Source organism: Weissella fangxianensis (genome assembly GCF_024718545.1).
Taxonomy (GTDB): Bacteria; Bacillota; Bacilli; order Lactobacillales; family Lactobacillaceae; genus Weissella; species Weissella fangxianensis.
The window spans coordinates 1-16,686 of sequence record NZ_JAMXDB010000036.1 but is presented as its reverse complement, the minus strand read 5'-3'; the positions used below and the strand labels follow the sequence as shown (position 1 = coordinate 16,686).

At 38.6% G+C, this 16,686-nt stretch carries 16 protein-coding genes and 5 tRNA genes; 5 read left to right on the top strand and 16 right to left on the bottom strand.

Annotation, left to right across the window (positions count from 1 at the left end; genetic code table 11):
- The first annotated feature begins 3 nt into the window (after positions 1–3).
- A complete protein-coding gene (locus NGR58_RS08385; RefSeq protein ID WP_407077141.1) occupies positions 4–96 on the top strand; it encodes an IS3 family transposase in 93 nt (30 codons plus the stop codon).
- A 27-nt stretch (positions 97–123) separates the two neighbouring features.
- On the opposite strand, the gene NGR58_RS08380 is transcribed toward NGR58_RS08385, so the two are convergent.
- The 14 genes from NGR58_RS08380 to NGR58_RS08315 all read right to left on the bottom strand — a co-directional run bounded on the left by NGR58_RS08380 (position 124) and on the right by NGR58_RS08315 (position 13,212).
- Positions 124–822 (bottom strand): MATE family efflux transporter, encoded by a 699-nt coding sequence (locus tag NGR58_RS08380; protein ID WP_258089082.1) that lies wholly within the window; start codon positions 820–822, stop codon positions 124–126.
- 361 nt (positions 823–1,183) lie between these two features.
- Positions 1,184–2,554: a sugar porter family MFS transporter gene (locus NGR58_RS08375; protein WP_258089081.1), complete on the bottom strand. Its 1,371-nt coding sequence runs from the start codon at positions 2,552–2,554 to the stop codon at positions 1,184–1,186.
- A 420-nt stretch (positions 2,555–2,974) separates the two neighbouring features.
- Positions 2,975–4,606 (bottom strand): ABC-F family ATP-binding cassette domain-containing protein, encoded by a 1,632-nt coding sequence (locus NGR58_RS08370; RefSeq protein ID WP_258089080.1) that lies wholly within the window; start codon positions 4,604–4,606, stop codon positions 2,975–2,977.
- 278 nt (positions 4,607–4,884) lie between these two features.
- Positions 4,885–5,667 carry a metal ABC transporter permease gene (locus tag NGR58_RS08365; protein WP_258089079.1) on the bottom strand — a complete coding sequence of 261 codons (783 nt, stop codon included), beginning with the start codon at positions 5,665–5,667 and terminating at the stop codon, positions 4,885–4,887.
- Positions 5,660–6,352, bottom strand: coding sequence for a metal ABC transporter ATP-binding protein (locus NGR58_RS08360; protein ID WP_258089078.1), 693 nt, complete (start codon positions 6,350–6,352; stop codon positions 5,660–5,662). The genes NGR58_RS08365 and NGR58_RS08360 overlap by 8 nt, the downstream gene beginning before the upstream one ends.
- Complete coding sequence (locus NGR58_RS08355; protein WP_258089077.1) at positions 6,349–7,266, bottom strand: metal ABC transporter solute-binding protein, Zn/Mn family; 918 nt, start codon at positions 7,264–7,266, stop codon at positions 6,349–6,351. The genes NGR58_RS08360 and NGR58_RS08355 overlap by 4 nt, the downstream gene beginning before the upstream one ends.
- On the bottom strand, positions 7,263–7,724 hold the full coding sequence (locus NGR58_RS08350; protein WP_258089076.1) for a MarR family transcriptional regulator: 462 nt from the start codon (positions 7,722–7,724) through the stop codon (positions 7,263–7,265). Before NGR58_RS08350 ends, NGR58_RS08355 begins: the two co-directional genes overlap by 4 nt.
- 146 nt (positions 7,725–7,870) lie before the next feature.
- Complete coding sequence (locus NGR58_RS08345; protein WP_258089075.1) at positions 7,871–9,778, bottom strand: acyltransferase family protein; 1,908 nt, start codon at positions 9,776–9,778, stop codon at positions 7,871–7,873.
- A 54-nt stretch (positions 9,779–9,832) separates the two neighbouring features.
- Complete coding sequence (locus tag NGR58_RS08340; protein WP_258089074.1) at positions 9,833–10,306, bottom strand: SprT family protein; 474 nt, start codon at positions 10,304–10,306, stop codon at positions 9,833–9,835.
- A 15-nt stretch (positions 10,307–10,321) separates the two neighbouring features.
- On the bottom strand, positions 10,322–11,092 hold the full coding sequence (locus tag NGR58_RS08335; protein WP_258089073.1) for a DUF975 family protein: 771 nt from the start codon (positions 11,090–11,092) through the stop codon (positions 10,322–10,324).
- Positions 11,093–11,252: 160 nt separating this feature from the next.
- A tRNA-Gln gene (locus tag NGR58_RS08330) sits at positions 11,253–11,325 on the bottom strand.
- A 103-nt stretch (positions 11,326–11,428) separates the two neighbouring features.
- Positions 11,429–11,501 (bottom strand) — tRNA-Gln (locus NGR58_RS08325).
- Positions 11,502–11,510: 9 nt separating this feature from the next.
- Positions 11,511–11,593, bottom strand: a tRNA-Tyr gene (locus NGR58_RS08320).
- Positions 11,594–11,760: 167 nt separating this feature from the next.
- A complete protein-coding gene (locus NGR58_RS08315) occupies positions 11,761–13,212 on the bottom strand; it encodes a peptide MFS transporter (RefSeq protein WP_258089072.1) in 1,452 nt (483 codons plus the stop codon).
- A gap of 178 nt (positions 13,213–13,390) precedes the next feature.
- Here NGR58_RS08315 and NGR58_RS08310 point away from each other — a divergent pair, with 178 nt between their 5' ends.
- From NGR58_RS08310 to NGR58_RS08300, 3 genes are all read left to right on the top strand, one after another.
- Complete coding sequence (locus NGR58_RS08310; protein WP_258089071.1) at positions 13,391–14,218, top strand: metallophosphoesterase; 828 nt, start codon at positions 13,391–13,393, stop codon at positions 14,216–14,218.
- Positions 14,219–14,278: 60 nt separating this feature from the next.
- A tRNA-Tyr gene (locus NGR58_RS08305) sits at positions 14,279–14,361 on the top strand.
- A gap of 9 nt (positions 14,362–14,370) precedes the next feature.
- A tRNA-Gln gene (locus tag NGR58_RS08300) sits at positions 14,371–14,443 on the top strand.
- Between the two features lie 139 nt (positions 14,444–14,582).
- Here the strand turns inward: NGR58_RS08300 and NGR58_RS08295 are convergent.
- Positions 14,583–15,821 carry an MDR family MFS transporter gene (locus tag NGR58_RS08295; protein ID WP_258089070.1) on the bottom strand — a complete coding sequence of 413 codons (1,239 nt, stop codon included), beginning with the start codon at positions 15,819–15,821 and terminating at the stop codon, positions 14,583–14,585.
- A 198-nt stretch (positions 15,822–16,019) separates the two neighbouring features.
- On the opposite strand from NGR58_RS08295, the gene NGR58_RS08290 reads away from it, so the two are divergent.
- A complete protein-coding gene (locus NGR58_RS08290; RefSeq protein ID WP_258089069.1) occupies positions 16,020–16,538 on the top strand; it encodes a DUF1836 domain-containing protein in 519 nt (172 codons plus the stop codon).
- Positions 16,539–16,590: 52 nt separating this feature from the next.
- Here the strand turns inward: NGR58_RS08290 and NGR58_RS08285 are convergent, their stop codons facing one another.
- Positions 16,591–16,683, bottom strand: coding sequence for an IS3 family transposase (locus NGR58_RS08285; RefSeq protein ID WP_407077141.1), 93 nt, complete (start codon positions 16,681–16,683; stop codon positions 16,591–16,593).
- Positions 16,684–16,686: the final 3 nt, after the last annotated feature.

Genomic DNA, 16,686 nt, shown 5'->3' with positions numbered 1-16,686 from the left:
TATATCTATTACTACAATAATAAACGGATTAAAACAAAACTGGCCGGAAAAACTCCGGTTCAATACCGAAATCTTTCCGACCAGCTAGTTGCTTAAACTTCTCTCCAATTTTTGGGGTTCAGTTCACAGATCACCTTTTTTTAATTTAAAGTCCGACCAACTTAACCGTAACGTATCCGTATATCGCGTAATATGTAAGTACGAAATAACGACCGTGACAAATTGTGCAAAGACGGTGGCTGTTGCCGCTCCTTCAACGCCCCAGTGAAATTTAATAATCAGCAATAACTCTAGTGACACATTAACAATCATTCCGATAATTAAATAATATAACGGTGCCTTACTATTACCAACCGCTCGCAGCGCATTGGAGACCACATTATAACCCATCGTCATAATGGTTCCAGCTAAGATAATCCCAATGAATAACTTAGCTTCTCCATATATCGCTGCTGGCATTTGCATAGCATCCAACAAATTGTCAATAAAAACCAGGCTAGTAATTGTTAGGACAATCGATGTAATCAATGCCGCGACGATACTGGCAGCAAATGATTCACGAATACCACGAACATTGTGCGCACCATAACGTTGCGCCGTGATAATAGCCATTCCCGAACTAAAACCTTGCACAAACCCCATGACTAAAAATTGAATACTTCCTGTCGCCCCAACTGCAGCCAACGAGTTAACTCCTAAAGTTTGCCCAACAATCAATGTATCGGAAATATTGTACAGTTGTTGTACCATATTCGTGAGCATTAGAGGAATGGCAAACATTAGAATAACCTTTGCCGGCTTACCACTTGTTAGATCTTGCATGCTTACCGCTCCTTAACTAATCATATATGTATTAGAAATAAGTATAGAATAGCTGTTATTCTTTTGTCTATCGATAAGTTTGTTAGAAACCAAAATGGGTAATATAAAAAAGAGAGCGGGACAAAAGTCGCTTTGAAGCCGGTGTGTAACACTATTTGCGTCATTTTTGGCCGAAGCAAAGCGAAGGACAAGAATGGCGTAAATTGCGTTACATTGAGGCTTCAGACTTTTGGAACGCGTTTATGCTATAAAATTTATAGCCTTATAATTAATGCATTTTTAGCACAAAGAGGTTGGGACCGTTGTTTTGTCCCAACCTCTTCTTAATTTTATTTAATGAACAATCAACCAAGTAATATCATTACTTAGCTGCCTTGTCAGCACCAATCTTTTCGATTTCTTCAAGTGAACGACCACGTGTTTCTGGTACACTGAACAAAACAAATGCTACGGCAACCAAGCAGATAACACCGAAGATAGCGAACACAACTTCTTGTGACATTGAAGCAGTCATGATTGGGAAGACCAACGCAACAGCGAATGATCCAACCCAGTTCATTGATGATGCCAATCCTGAAGCACGTCCACGAATAGCTAGTGGGAAGACCTCACCAACTAGAACCCAAGTTAATGGGGCCCATGTAAAGGCGTAGAATGCAACGAAGATGCACAAGAAGACAACGATCATCATAGGATTTGTATCCATAAATGAGTTAATAATTGCTGGTAGGATGAATGAAAGACCCATCACAGTTCCACCAAGAATCAACAAGCCACGGCGGTTAAACTTTTCGGCAATTGCCATGTAGAACAAAGCACCAAGAACAAGGATAACACCATTTACAACTGGCCATAGCAACGCATCAGCGGCAGCTTGACCTGTAGCCTTTTCAACAATCAATGGGATGTAATAGAAGATTGCGTTAGCACCCATGAATTGTTGGAAGAAGGCAACCATCACACCAGCAATAACTAGGTAACGGTAACGACCATCTAACAATGAAGCCCATGAAGTTGACTTCTCAGCCTTTTGCTCGATCTTAGCAGTTTCAGTAATACCTTGAATCTCAGCCTCAATTTCTTCAGGCTTACGAATCCAACTTAATACTTTACGGGCTTCATCCTTACGACCAGACTTGATCAAGAAACGAGGTGACTCTGGCAAACGCAATACACCTAGGAACAATACCAAAGCAGGAACAGCAGCCATAGCAAGCATCAAACGCCATGCAATCTGCTCAGGCAATCCCTTTAGCAAGAAATCAACAACGTATGAAATCAACATTCCAGAAACAATCATTAATTGGTTGATTCCTGACAAACTACCACGCTTCTCAGCTGGCGACATTTCAGACAAGTATGCTGGCACCAAAGCAGAAGCAGCACCAACAGCAACACCCAAAAGAACACGGGTGAAAATTAAGTAGGCAACCCCATTATGAGGTGAAACACCGGCTAGCAATGCACCAACCATAAACAATGCGGCTGAATACAAAACCATTTTACGACGACCTAAACGATCGGACAATTGACCAGCAATCGCACCACCAAACACAGCTCCCAACATCAATGATGACGTAATCCAACCGGTAACTCCACCACCAGATAGATTCCAATCACTTTGCAAAAATGGCAATGCACCAGTCATAACACCAATATCGTATCCGAATAGAATACCTCCAAAGGCTCCGAAGAAGTAAATAAATTTACTTGAAATTCTCTTCTCAGACATGAACTAATCCCTCCAAAATCATATACTCTGACATGATCCTAAACTTAAAAAAATTTAAATTGAAAACGACCACGAGTTCCCCAAAATGACGTTTAAAAATAAATACCTGCAATGATTTAAATTTAAATAAACCCCATGAAAATTTGTAACCGTTTTCATCAACAACATTATTATACATGTTGTGCGGACAAATTAAAAGAGTTTTATGCAAAACATACAAATTTGCGTACAAATATTTAATGACAAGCTTCACAAGATGCCGTCACATTGCGTTTTCATCCGGTCAATTAATTAAATATTAATTTTTTTAAGCAACAAAAAAAGTCTACGAATGTCGCCAATTAACTGGCTATATTCGTAGACTTGCACAATAACACTAAAATTTGTTGCTATTTTACTGACATTGTAAGCTATTAAATTTTATAAAATGACATTCTTTGCAGCTAATTGTTTTTGTACTTCAGGATGATCCATGAATTCATCATAGGTCGTTTCAGCACGGTCAACAACTCCTTGGTCAGAAACGACAATCACGTGGTCAGCAATCGTTTGCGCGAATGTATGGTCGTGTGACGTGAAAATCAAGCCACCCTTAAAGTTAATTAAGCCATCATTCAGTGACGTAATTGATTCCAAATCCAAATGGTTAGTAGGATCATCAAGAATCAGTACGTTAGCCTTCGTTAGCATTAGCTTTGAAAGCATTACACGGACCTTTTCCCCTCCTGATAAGACATCCAATGTTTTGTCAGCGTCCTCACCCTTGAATAACATTCGACCTAACAAACCACGGAGGAAGGTATTATCGCTTTCTTCCTTTGAAGCAAAGTCACGCAAATAATCCAAAATTTGACGTTCTGGATTAGGGAAGTTAGTTCCCATATCCTTTGCCAAATAATCTTGCGTTGTTGTGACACCCCAAGTGACACTACCAGAATCAGGCTTTACCTTACCCGCAATAATGTCCAAAATTATCGTTGCCGCAACATCATTATCAGACATGATCAACGCTTTTTCATTTGGGCTAACCGTAAATGAAATATTATCCAAAATTTTGACACCATCAACACTCTTTGAAACGCCTTCAACACGTAACATATCATTACCGATTTCACGTAACGTTTCAAAATTGATATATGGATACTTACGTGATGAAGGTTGGATATCATCCAGCGTAATCTTATCTAGTTGCTTTTTACGCGATGTCGCTTGTTTTGACTTTGACGCATTAGCTGAGAAGCGCGCAATAAAGTCTTGTAGTTCTTTAATTTGCTCTTCTTTCTTAGCATTAGCTTGTGATTGCAAACGTTGTGCAAGTTCTGATGATTGCTTCCAGAAATCATAGTTACCAACAAAGAGCTTGATTTTACCAAAATCAACATCAAGAATCATTGTTGCCACAGCGTTTAGGAAGTGACGGTCGTGGGAAACAACTAACACTGTATTTTGATAATCAGCCAAGAAATCTTCTAGCCAGGCAATCGTCTTCGTATCCAGACCATTAGTTGGCTCATCTAAAATCAAAATATCAGGGTTACCAAACAAAGCTTGCGCTAACAATACCTTAACCTTGCTTACTTCGGGCAAATCTGACATCAAAGCTTGATGTTTACTATCAGGAATACCAATACTCTGCAAAAGTTGAACCGCTTCTGTCTCAGCCGTCCAGCCATCAAGTTCTTCAAAACGGGCCGATAATTCACCAACACGAATACCATCCTCGTCTGTGAAAGGATCGTGCATGTAAATGTCATCCATTTCAGTTTTTACATCATATAATTCTTTATGACCTTGCATAACAGTATCCAAAACTGTAAATTCATCAAACGCAAAGTGGTCTTGCACTAATGATGACATACGTTCATTTGGATCCATTGAAACATTTCCAGTAGTTGGTTGTAGTTTACCTTCCAATACCTTTAAAAAGGTTGACTTCCCGGCACCATTGGCACCAATAATACCGTATGTATTACCAGGGGTAAATTTTAAGTTAACATCGTCGTATAATTTTTTCCCAGTGAATGATACAGAAACATTCGAAACGGTTAGCATATTTTTATCTTCTCCTACAAAATATCATTTTATTTTTTACTCATTAATTATCACTTGCGAAACGCAAGCATACCACTAACAACTCTATCAAATGGCTTATTTATAAGCAAGTTAAATAACTTATTTGTAAAGCCTGTAATTTTTACAGCGTAAACGCGTTCCAAAAGACTGAAGCCTTAATATAACAACGATTGCGCAATTCTGTCTCTTCGCTGCGCTACGATCCAAAATAGCGCAATCATCGTTACAACCGGCTTCAAAACGTCTTTTCTCACGCTCTATTTTCTTTTAATCAAACTAATAAAGTAAACACCTGCTTCAATAATGGCAATGAAGAATGAAACTGGCAAATCAAGCCAATATGATAGCACCAATGCCAGCCATACACCAAGAACAGAAAACATAATTGCCAATCCAATAATCTGCCAAACTGTTCGACCCCACCGCATGGCAGAGCTAGCAGGTAAAATCATCAAGATAAAAATTAATAACGAACCAACAATCTGTGCTGAAACGGCAACGGTCGTCGCCATTAATCCAAGAAATAAAACTTCAATCAACTGGATATTTTTTAAGCTGAAACTAGCTGTTGTATAGTCAAATGCAAAATGACGCAAAGGCCGAAACATCATTAATGTGACCAAGATAACCAATGTGGCTAACACAACTACTTCCCAGACATCGGTTTGGTTAATACTAAAAATCGAACCAAATAAAATACCAGTCGCTGCAGTCGCATTCTTATTAGACAAGGATAGGAAAGCAATTCCTAACCCAATTGCTACCGCACTGACTGCGGAAATCAGCGATTCAGAGCGCTGCTCCTTCATGCCAAGCTCACCAACACTCATGGAAGCCACCACCGAAAATAACAACATGCCAACCAACGGCGACCAACTCATGAATAGCGCAAAAGATGCCCCTGCAAAACCAATTTCACTTAATGTATGTGCAAGGAATGACATCCGGCGAGCAACAATAAATGGTCCAATAAGACCACTCATAATAGCAATCAATGTACCAGCAACAAAAGCGTGTTGCATAAAAGGGAAACTAAACAAAATTTTCGCCTCCTTCACGTAACTTAGCCACGTCTAATTGCTCAATGTTGCCGTACTCGCTACCGTGTCTTGTTAGTAACAGATATTCATCTGCATACCGTTGCATAATATCAATATCATGACTAACCATAATAGTCGTTAGCTGATAATTTTTTTGATATGCAGAAACAACATCCATCAAACCATATTTGGCAACATTATCCAAATTGGCTGTCGCTTCATCTAATATCAACACATTAGGATTTTGAACCAAAGCTTGTGCCAAATAAGCTCGCTGTCGTTCACCACCTGATGCACGATCAATCCGTTGATCAGCAATACTTGTCAAATTAGTGATTGCCAAGATATACTGTAACCGTTTTTTCTCTTCTTTCGATAACCATGGTCGCAATCCTTGATCAAAAGTCAGACCAACAAAATCCCGAATACGTAGCGGGAAAGCTTGCATATCAGGTCGATACTGTGGCACATAGGCTATTTTGTGTTGCCCATCATCATACCATTTAAATTCACCAGTCGTTAGAGGTATTTTGCCCAACATAGCCCGAATCAGGGTCGTCTTACCAACGCCATTATCACCAATCAAAGCTAAATTGTGTGCTTGATTTAACTGGAAATTTACTTTTTGATAGAGCCATCTATCATCAAACTTAATTCCAATATCTTTTCCATCTAAAATCATCATTCTTGTAGTGCCTCGTTTAATGCATTTAATTGTTCCATCTGCCACGCAATATAAGACGTTTGCGCAGGTTTTGTTTCACGTGCTTGTACGATTGGTACGTCATGGGCCTTAGCATAATCAACACCTTGCTTAGCCAATTTGCCCGTTGCCTGAGGATTATCAATAACCGCAGCAATCTGACCTTGCTTAATCAATTTCTGCCACTCACGTACATCACTCGGCGTTGGGTCATCACCTTCTTCAACAGCACGGGCGAATTGTTGATCCTGCATATCTGCACCTAAAGCCAACAAAGTATTATCAAAGACTGGTTCAGTTGCTAACAACTTTTCCCCGTCCAATCGCGTTTTTACTTGATTTTGCAAAGCAACTAATTTTTTAGCCTTTTCCTGGTATTCCTTGGCATTCTTCTCGAAGTAAGCCTTTTTTGTTGGCATTAATTGGCTGTACTTTACGGCGAGTCGATTCGTTAAGCGGGTCGTCAGATCAGTCTTGTACCAAAAATGTTCATTACCGCCACTTGTACCGCCTTTATAAGCATAAAGATTGGCCAAATTAATTGTCTTGGTAGTTTTATTTTGTTTGGCAAAATTTATACTCCAATTATCAAAACCACCACCATTAGAAACAACGACATCAGCTTTCTGGTATTGTTTCGCAACATTGGCAGTGGGCTCATACTCATGCGGATCCATATTCGGTTTGTTGATGATACTCGTTACTGTCCCTTGATTGCCTAGAACAGCCTTAGCCATCTCACCATAACTATCTAAACTAGCCACAACAGTAATTTTATTTTGGCTTGTATTAACCTTAGTTTCCTGCCGTTGCCAAGCACTGTAGAAAATCATCCCAAGTAAGATGAACACTAAAATAACTGGCACCCAAATAAATTTTGTCTGTTTATTATTCAATCTTCCTCTCCTGTTAAACATTCAGATAGTTGGGTCAAAAAGCGACTAATAACATCTTGTTCGTCATCAGAAAAATTGGTCAATATCTTTTTATATTCATCAATCGTCTCACGATGTCGTTGCCTATGAGCAGTTGCTAGTGAACCTCCCAATGTCGTTAGTGACCAGCGACTAACACGACCATCTTCTGGATCGGGAATCACATTAACCATCGGTTCATCACGAATGTACAAGCTTTTCATTGCCTTGGTAACGGCTGCGCCTGAAACACGCAATGCACGCGATAACTCCGAGTTAGTTTGTGGCCCATTCTGAGCCAATAACATCAATAAATGTCCTTGTGTGGTGGTAATATTAGTTTTATTTTCGCCAATCAATACTTCTCGTTGGTTTTCAGAAAGTAATTTTAAATGATTTAAAAATTGGTCGATCTGACCAGCATATGATTGTGTCGTCATTATTGAAATCTCCTTAACTGGTTAATTAACCAGTTAATAGTAACACGTACAAAAAGTTAGTGCAACCGTCCCTAAAACAAAAAAATTCCCGCATCCACCGAATAATATCGGTAAATGCGAGAATTAGAAAATAACAAAAAGTTCTCTTACTTTTTCTGACCTTGTTCAGCCATCGCTTTGGCAATCAAACTAGCATACTGTACAGACCCCGTTTGATTTGGATGAACGTGATCATCACCTAACCAGTCAGAATGGTCCTTAACAAGTGCTGCCCAATCAACAATATGTAAATTTTTATGTGTCTTAGTTTGATCCGTTAAGAAGTTATTATTTTGTGATACCCAGTCACGATCGGCATACCCATTGATCCAATAAACCTGGCGATCATGACCAATAACGTCCATAATCTTCTTAAAATCATTTTCACCAATAGCCCCATTGGTTCCAATTGAAATTACAACGTTTTGTGATAATAATCCCTGATCATCATATGATTCTAAAATCTCTGGTACCGAATAGGGTTGGCGTCCGACTGTCGCGTTCGCAACTGTATTAGGCATCAACTCCTGCAAATCAGGAGCGACATCAACCATAACTGAATCACCAACTGCAGTGACCCGATTATCACGGATTGTTGTAAATTGCTCCGCATTCAAACTATATTTATCCATCAAATCGCGATCCTGCTGTGATAACGACTTAGGGTCAACTTTTTGGCTAGATGATTTTGCACTACCTGATTCTTTTTGTGCTTTTTTAGCTTGAGAAACAGCTTTCTTATTGGCTTCATCAATGCGATTTTTATTACTATCCAAGCGCTTTTCTAGCGTATTCTTGGGTTTTGCATGGGCGGACTCATTAGCTGAAACCGCATATCCTGTCCCAGCAATCAGCATCACGGCAACCACCAACATGGCTTGAATTGAATGTGAACTGAAAAATGTTTGATACCACGAAACACCGGTTCCTAAGGCCGGTTTCTTAACTCTCCGGAAAACATTTTCAACATAACGATAACTCAATTCCGACAAAATCAACACAATCATGATTTTCAAGATACCCATCAAAAATGTACTATGATTGGTAACGGCTTTATCAAAGAACACAAAGACTGGTAGTTGATATAGATAAATACTATACGAACGGGTTCCTAAGTAGTTCAAAAACTTGTTATCTAATGCATGACTCAAAAATGAGGCTGGGTGTGCAGTAATAGCAATTAAACTAGTAATGATTGCCGTTGCGACGAACATCAGTCCCATATAGGTTCCGCGCCATTCTCCATTTAATCCAAAAAATGTAATAATGGTCAATACCAACGCAATCCCACCTAGGGTGTTTAAATTCCGTTTCACACGTGGCGACAGAATATATTTCATACGTCTAGATGGCCAACCAAAGGCAAGAGCTGCTCCGAATAACACTGCAAAGATACGTGTGTCTGAACCATAATATGCCCGGTTGATATTCATAGGATCGTACAACACACCCAACAGAATGGCAGACACGCCAGCCAATCCAATCAACGCTGCACCAATCGAAATTCTACGAATACGTAATCCTAGCAGAATCATCACAATAATGGGCCAAATTAAATAAAATTGGCCTTCAATAGACAATGACCACAAATGGGTAAATGGTGATGACCCGCCCCATGAATCAAAATAAGAGTCACCGTGTTTGGTTGCCCAAATATTATACACATACAACATATTACTAGTTAAAATTGACCGCAAATTATATAGTAAATCACGAGCAAAAAAAGCAATATACGTGGCTGTTGCAAATAGCATCATCAAAAGAGCTGGGTATAGCCGCTTCAGACGCCGCCGATAAAAGCTCAGCACATCAATATGACCATTACGATCATATTCTTGAATTAATAAATCCGTAATTAAATAACCTGATAAAACAAAGAACAATGGCACTCCCATCCAACCACCAGGTAAAGCCTTTGGCCATAAATGAAATACAATTACGCCAATAACTGCAATTGCTCTAAGCCCATCAAATCCAGTAATATAACGTGGCTTATTTGTTACATTTTGGTTCATGTCATCTCTTCCTAAATAAATATTCTACTCTAATAAATTAATAACTTAGCTGGATTACTCCTGACTATTGTCTAAATAACCGTACCTTATCAATTTTAACGCTGTTTTGCAGTCACCACAAACAAAACGTGTCGTATTGATACGACGTTGCCGATATATTTTATGCCCCTTTTCACAGACATAAAGCCAATATTTTTTCTGACTTTGCATCTTTGAAATTCTTGGCGCGTATCTTAAACCGTCAACTTGCTTTAACAACTGTTTAAATTCTTTATCACGATGCATGTGCGGTAAATGACGCGTATGTAAATGATAATGAACCAGTTCATGTTTAATGATGCCAGTAAGATTATTTAAATCGAACTGAGAAAGCATTAAAGGATTGATTTCAATATCATGAGTCGCCAACAAGTATCTCCCACCCGTTGTGCGTAAACGTTTATTAAACCTTGTTTTATGTTCAAAAGGTTGACCAAACTGTTCAAGTGAAATTTGTTCAACCAGTTGCTGTAGATCTTGATCTGTCATTTAAATGCTCGTCAGTTACAGTTCGTCATTCTCATCAAATTGCATGGTTGGTCGCCGTCCTGATTCACCCTTGCGAACAGCTAAATAAAACTGTGCTAATGTTGCCTGGTAGTATGGGACGACAAAAATTGCTGCAATACCGTACGTGATGGCCACAAAAATCCACCATAAAATGAAACTGACTTGTAACCAGAATAGCTTCATCCGATAACCACGCATCATCTTTTCTGATCTTTTTAGGTAAGCCGTCAGTGATGAAATTTCACGACCAGCTCGCACATCTTCAGCATACAATAAAGGTGCCTGTGAATAAGAATATGTTTTCATAATGCCGGGAATTATGAGGACAAATGTCCACAAAATTGTAAAGATAAACCGTAATCCTAACAAGACAACGATATCAACAATCGTTCGCTTACTCCAAAACTTGAAACTAGCACGGACTGGTTTCTCAGGTGCTTCTTTCTGTCGATGCCACTGAACAAACGTCCAAGTAACCCCTAATGTAAAGACACCTAAAATTATTTCAGACAATAAACTTTTCGTAAAAATCTCCGTAAATGCTGACAAAGCATTTTGCGCTAAATCTGAAGAAAATTGTATAGTTTCACTATTTGAGTTGTTAGCTGTCTGATCAATAGCGTCTGATATTGCTTCTCTATTTGATTGAATTGCTGTACCAATTTGATAAATAATTAAAATAATTGATAACTTTATGGCTGTGCCAAAATTAGCACCACGTACATAACTTTTCGCTTGTTTTTTTAAATCGTAATTAGTAAACATACGTCACCTTTCATTAATTAACTTCTATTAAGTTTACCATATCTCAGGTCTTATTTTATTCGTTTTAACCAAACATTACACCTTATTATTATTACCATCGATCACTTTTTTAAAGAAAAAAGCACCTGTTCAACTGGACAGATGCTTTCACGAATAATTACTGGGATAGCTGGATTCGAACCAGCGAATACACGGTACCAAAAACCGATGCCTTACCACTTGGCCATATCCCAATGTTTACGACTTAATTATTTTAGTGCATTTTATTTTTACTGTCAATAATTATTACAGAAAATAAAAAGCCAACAAGCGTAATCGCTCATTGACTCTTTCTAACTGGGATAGCTGGATTCGAACCAGCGAATACACGGTACCAAAAACCGATGCCTTACCACTTGGCCATATCCCAATAATATAATGGGGGCTATAGGATTCGAACCTATGAACCCGAAGGAATGGATTTACAGTCCACCGCGTTTAACCAGACTTCGCTAAACCCCCATGTTTGTATCAAGCATCTCTGCCCCGACAACTCTTATATCATACCAATTATAAAAATAAATTGCAAGTCCTTTTTTAATTACCGTTTATTTTTTAATACTAAGCTATCTATCTATATACTAAAAAAAGAGCTTATATGTGATGACATACAAGCTCTTTAATACTGTCTAGTTAACGCCAACCATCAATCGCTTGATACGTGGTACTAAGAATACTAATAGAATTCCTAATGCGACTGAAGCTAGTCCAAACCAGGTAAAGTAAGCAACTTCATTATCTGATGAATACAATGTTACTAGTTGTGCATTTAATGCTGAACCAGCAGATGAGGCTAGGAACCACATTGACATCATTTGTGACATGAATGCCTTTGGTGCTAGCTTCGTCGTAACTGATAGTCCAACTGGTGAAATCAACATCTCACCAACAATAACTAAGGCCCATGAACCAACTAACCAAAGTGGTGACACATGACCTGAAGTACCAAACAAAGTACCTGGCAAGGCCATCAACAAGAATGAGGCTCCGGTGAACATTAACCCGATTGCAAACTTCATTGGTGAAGAAGGTTGGTTCTTCTGCCACTTTACCCATAACCAAGCAAAGAATGGCGTATATAACATAATAAATAATGGGTTCAATGACTGGAACCAGGCAGCTGGGAACCATGAAGTATCAACACGTTCAGCAGCGAAGGTTGCCAAAACAATTGATCCTTGTTCCTCGATTGCCCAGAATAATACGGCGGCTAAGAATAATGGAATATACGAGAAAACTCGTGAACGTTCTTCCTTAGTTACTTTAGCCGATGTGGTCATTAACACAAAGTATGAAATTGGCAAAATAATCGCAACAATCGTCAACAAGTTAACGTAATTTTGCAGACTATTCCAACCCATCAAGTTCATCAATACAACAACCAATGCAAAGAAAATAATTCCTAAGACGATCTTGACAATTAGTGGCTTAACTTCTTCCTCTTGTAGAGGATCTGGCGCATACTTTGAATCTTCATGTAAATGCTTACCACCAAAATGGTATTGTACTAAACCAAAGAACATACCAATAGCAGCTAATGAGAAACCTGCGTGGAAACCAACATTTTCTTGTGTCCAACCAACCAATAATGGCGAAATAAATGAACCTAAGTTAATTCCAAACACAAAAATTGAGAATCCAGCGTCTCGTGAACTATTGTTACCTTCACCTTCATATAATGATCCAACCATTGATGAAACATTTGGCTTTAGCAACCCCGTTCCAAGAACGATCAAAATCATCGAGACGAACATTGCTGTTGATCCAAATGGTAGTGCCAATGCAATATGTCCGAACATAATTAGCACACCACCCCAGAACACGGTACGCCGCTGTCCTAGAATACGATCGGCAATAAAACCACCAACAACACCAGATAGGTAAACCATCGATGCATATATTGCCATAATCGATGCAGCAGTAGCCTTGGTAATATCTAAATCACCAGTACTAATTAAGTGCCACATATAGTAAAGCAAAATGGCTTTCATACCATAGTAACTGAAACGTTCCCACATTTCGGTCATAAATAATGTTTTAAGACCGAAGGGTTGTCCCAGGAATTTCTTTTCCGTTTTCATGATAAAAACTCCTCATTCAAATAAAGTGTTCTTCTACTCTGAACATTGTGACAAAACGTCACTTGTTAAATTTTACTTGAATTTATAACTATCTACAAGCGCAACCATCATTTTCTACTAATTTTTTTATCACTTTTGTTATAATCAATCTATGAAATAGAGTAGATAAGGAGTTTGTATGACTAAAATTATTGTATCAAGTGATAACCACCTGGATGTTAACAAACAAGATATTTCGAAAATACTTGTACAACAGGTAACCACATTACATCAATTACAACCCGATTATTACTTAATTGCTGGTGACCTGTTTAACGATTTTGAAAAATCATTAAAATATGTCCATGATTTACAGCATGCTTTATCAGCCGATACGAAGGTCTTATTTATCGCTGGCAATCATGATATGGGGCGTAATATTTCATTTGCTGAATTAGAAACCCAACTCGACCCACTCTATCTACATAATCAATATTTCGATATCCCTAATACCAACTGGCGCATTATTGGTCATAATGGTTGGTATGATTATAGTTTTACACCAGATATTGCCCCCGAGAGCATTGCACGCTTTCGGGCGGGCTTTTACTACGACCGCGTGATTGATCAACCAATGAGCGATCCGGATCGCATGGCATTAGGGCTCTATCAGATGAAACGACTACTGGATGATGCAGCGTACCAACACAAACAAGTCATTTTCTTTACTCATTTTGCACCAATTAATGACGAAATTTTTTATCCCGAGCATAATTCACGATGGGCAATGGTCAATGGCGTCCTGGGCTCGACCAAAACAGGTGAGTTATTAGCACAATATGATAATATCCAACATGTTTTCTACGGACACATCCATGTCACGGTCCCACCCCGTAAAAAACACTTAATCACTTATTACAATCCTAGCGTCGGTTATAACCGTCATAAGCTACAAGAATGGACAGCTAATACTTTTTATCAGTCATGGTTAAACAAAATAATACAAATAGTGTTGACAAGTAATTAAGTATTCTGTATAGTATATATTCGTTGAGGTAATAAGTTAATTATTACTCATCAGTCATATGGGGGTTTAGCGAAGTCCGGTCAAACGCGGTGGACTGTAAATCCATTCCTTCGGGTTCATAGGTTCGAATCCTATAGCCCCCATTATATTATTGGGATATGGCCAAGCGGTAAGGCATCGGTTTTTGGTACCGTGTATTCGCTGGTTCGAATCCAGCTATCCCAGTTAGAAAGAGTCAATGAGCGATTACGCTTGTTGGCTTTTTATTTTGCTCAAAAACCGAAGATATAATAAAAGAACTGGCTCGAACAAAACAAACGTTCCAGCCAGTTCTTAAACTATATTGATTAACGGTTCATAACCTTTATCGCATGGTTTCCGTCTCAAATTGTGCGGGCATTTTAGCTGCCTTAACAATTGTAACCATTGCAATTACTGTTCCAATCATTAAGACGCCTGCCATCCCCCAGTCATTCGTAAATTGTGATAGTGAAACCATCATACCAGCAATAATATTGCCTACTGGTCGTGTTGCAGCAAATGCACCCGAATAAGCACCAATTTGCTCCGGATTCATCATATCAGCACGCATGGTCTGACTTGAGGGCACATTAATGATTTCGCCCAAGGTAAAGACAACTGCCACAATAACTAATGGCCAGAAGTCACGCAACAAGAACGATAACGAAAAACCAAATCCTTGAATAAATGTTCCAATAGCAAAACTTTTAATTAATGGCCAACGATTAGTATAGCGATTAATCAAATTCATTACCAATACAATCATGACGGTATTGATCACTAGCATAAATGACAGCATTCGTTGCCCGTAGAAGTGAATTCCCATAAAGGTATAATCATGGAAAAACTGCGTTAGATGAGCAGCTAAATAAAAATCAGGTTGTGAGTAAATCACCACAGAAAAAATTGATCCGAACATGAATAATACATAACGCTTATCAGATAAAACACGACCGTAAGATTTGACGGCACTCCATACTGATGAGTCCGCATGCACATTCTCCATATTGAGCGTTTCCGCCATCCCAAACTTAATGATTGACGCATTGACAACACCCACAAAAACGGATCCTAATAACAATTCAAACAGATAATCACGGAAGAACCACCCACCAATGGCTGCTCCTAACATGACACCAATGTTGATAACCCAATAAATCAATGCATAAACAAACTTTCTATTTTTTATCGTTGATGCATCGATCATCATCGCTTGTTCAGCTGGATCGGCTAACGACGACCCAACCGATGCAGTTAAAAAGCCAACGAAAGTGATATATGGATTTGTATACCATGGTGCGTTCATTAACATCGCCAGCGTATAGCCAGATATAATCAATGCTGAGCCGGTCAGCATCGTCCGTTTGCGTCCCCACACGTCCGATAAATGACCACCATAGAGCCCTGCAATAAATCCAGCTACGGAAACAACCATTAGTAAAAATCCCGATACAAAAGCACCAAAATATTGTACATAATAAATCGTCATATTGGGACCAATCGAACTACCAAGCAAGACCGTTAAAAATACCGTTAACGTTCTTAATTTTAAGTTTCGATTTAATGCCATGAATTCTTGCATAACAATTACCCTTCCATCCTAAAAAAATCAAATTGTACCTATACTATCACAATCCCGTACCACTTGTCCGAATTTTCTTCAGTCCTTTCGGCTCATGACACAACCAACTTTTTAGTCTAGACCCGGCTATCATTTAGTTTCATAGTCTAGATGTGATATAATAACTATACAATCTACGATGATACGAGGTAACAAATCATGACTGTAAATACGTTGAAAAAAAATAATTTTGAAGACATCGTTTTCCCACATTGGGATGATTTACCAAATTTTGACCTCTATATGGATCAGGTCGTTGCATACATTAACCAAGTGCTAGCGCCACTAGAAATGCCCACAGTGACTTCAACAATGATCAATAATTATGTTAAGAAAAAGATGATTCTAGCGCCCGTAAAAAAGAAGTATCAAACGCTTCAAGTAGCTGATATTTTGATTATTTCATTACTAAAACCCATCTTCTCATTGGACCAAATCCGGGCAGCAATCGATCAAATAACCATCGATAATTACCCAAAGAAAGCTTATAATTCGTTTGTCGACACCCTCCTAGGCTTTTTTAAAAATCCCACGAATCAACCTCTTGAAGGTGTGTCACTAGAAACACAGCTCATGCAATCTGCTGCCAGTGTCCTTTTCCATAAATTGGAAGCCGAAAAAATTTTGGGTACGTTGCAAGAACAACATCCTATTAAAGAAGTACCAACAACTAAATAACACCATTAACAAAAAGGTTGGATGAACTGAACCCCAAAAATTGGAGAGAAGTTTAAGCAACTAGCTGGTCGGAAAGATTTCGGTATTGAACCGGAGTTTTTCCGGCCAGTTTTGTTTTAATCCGTTTATTATTGTAGTAATAGATATA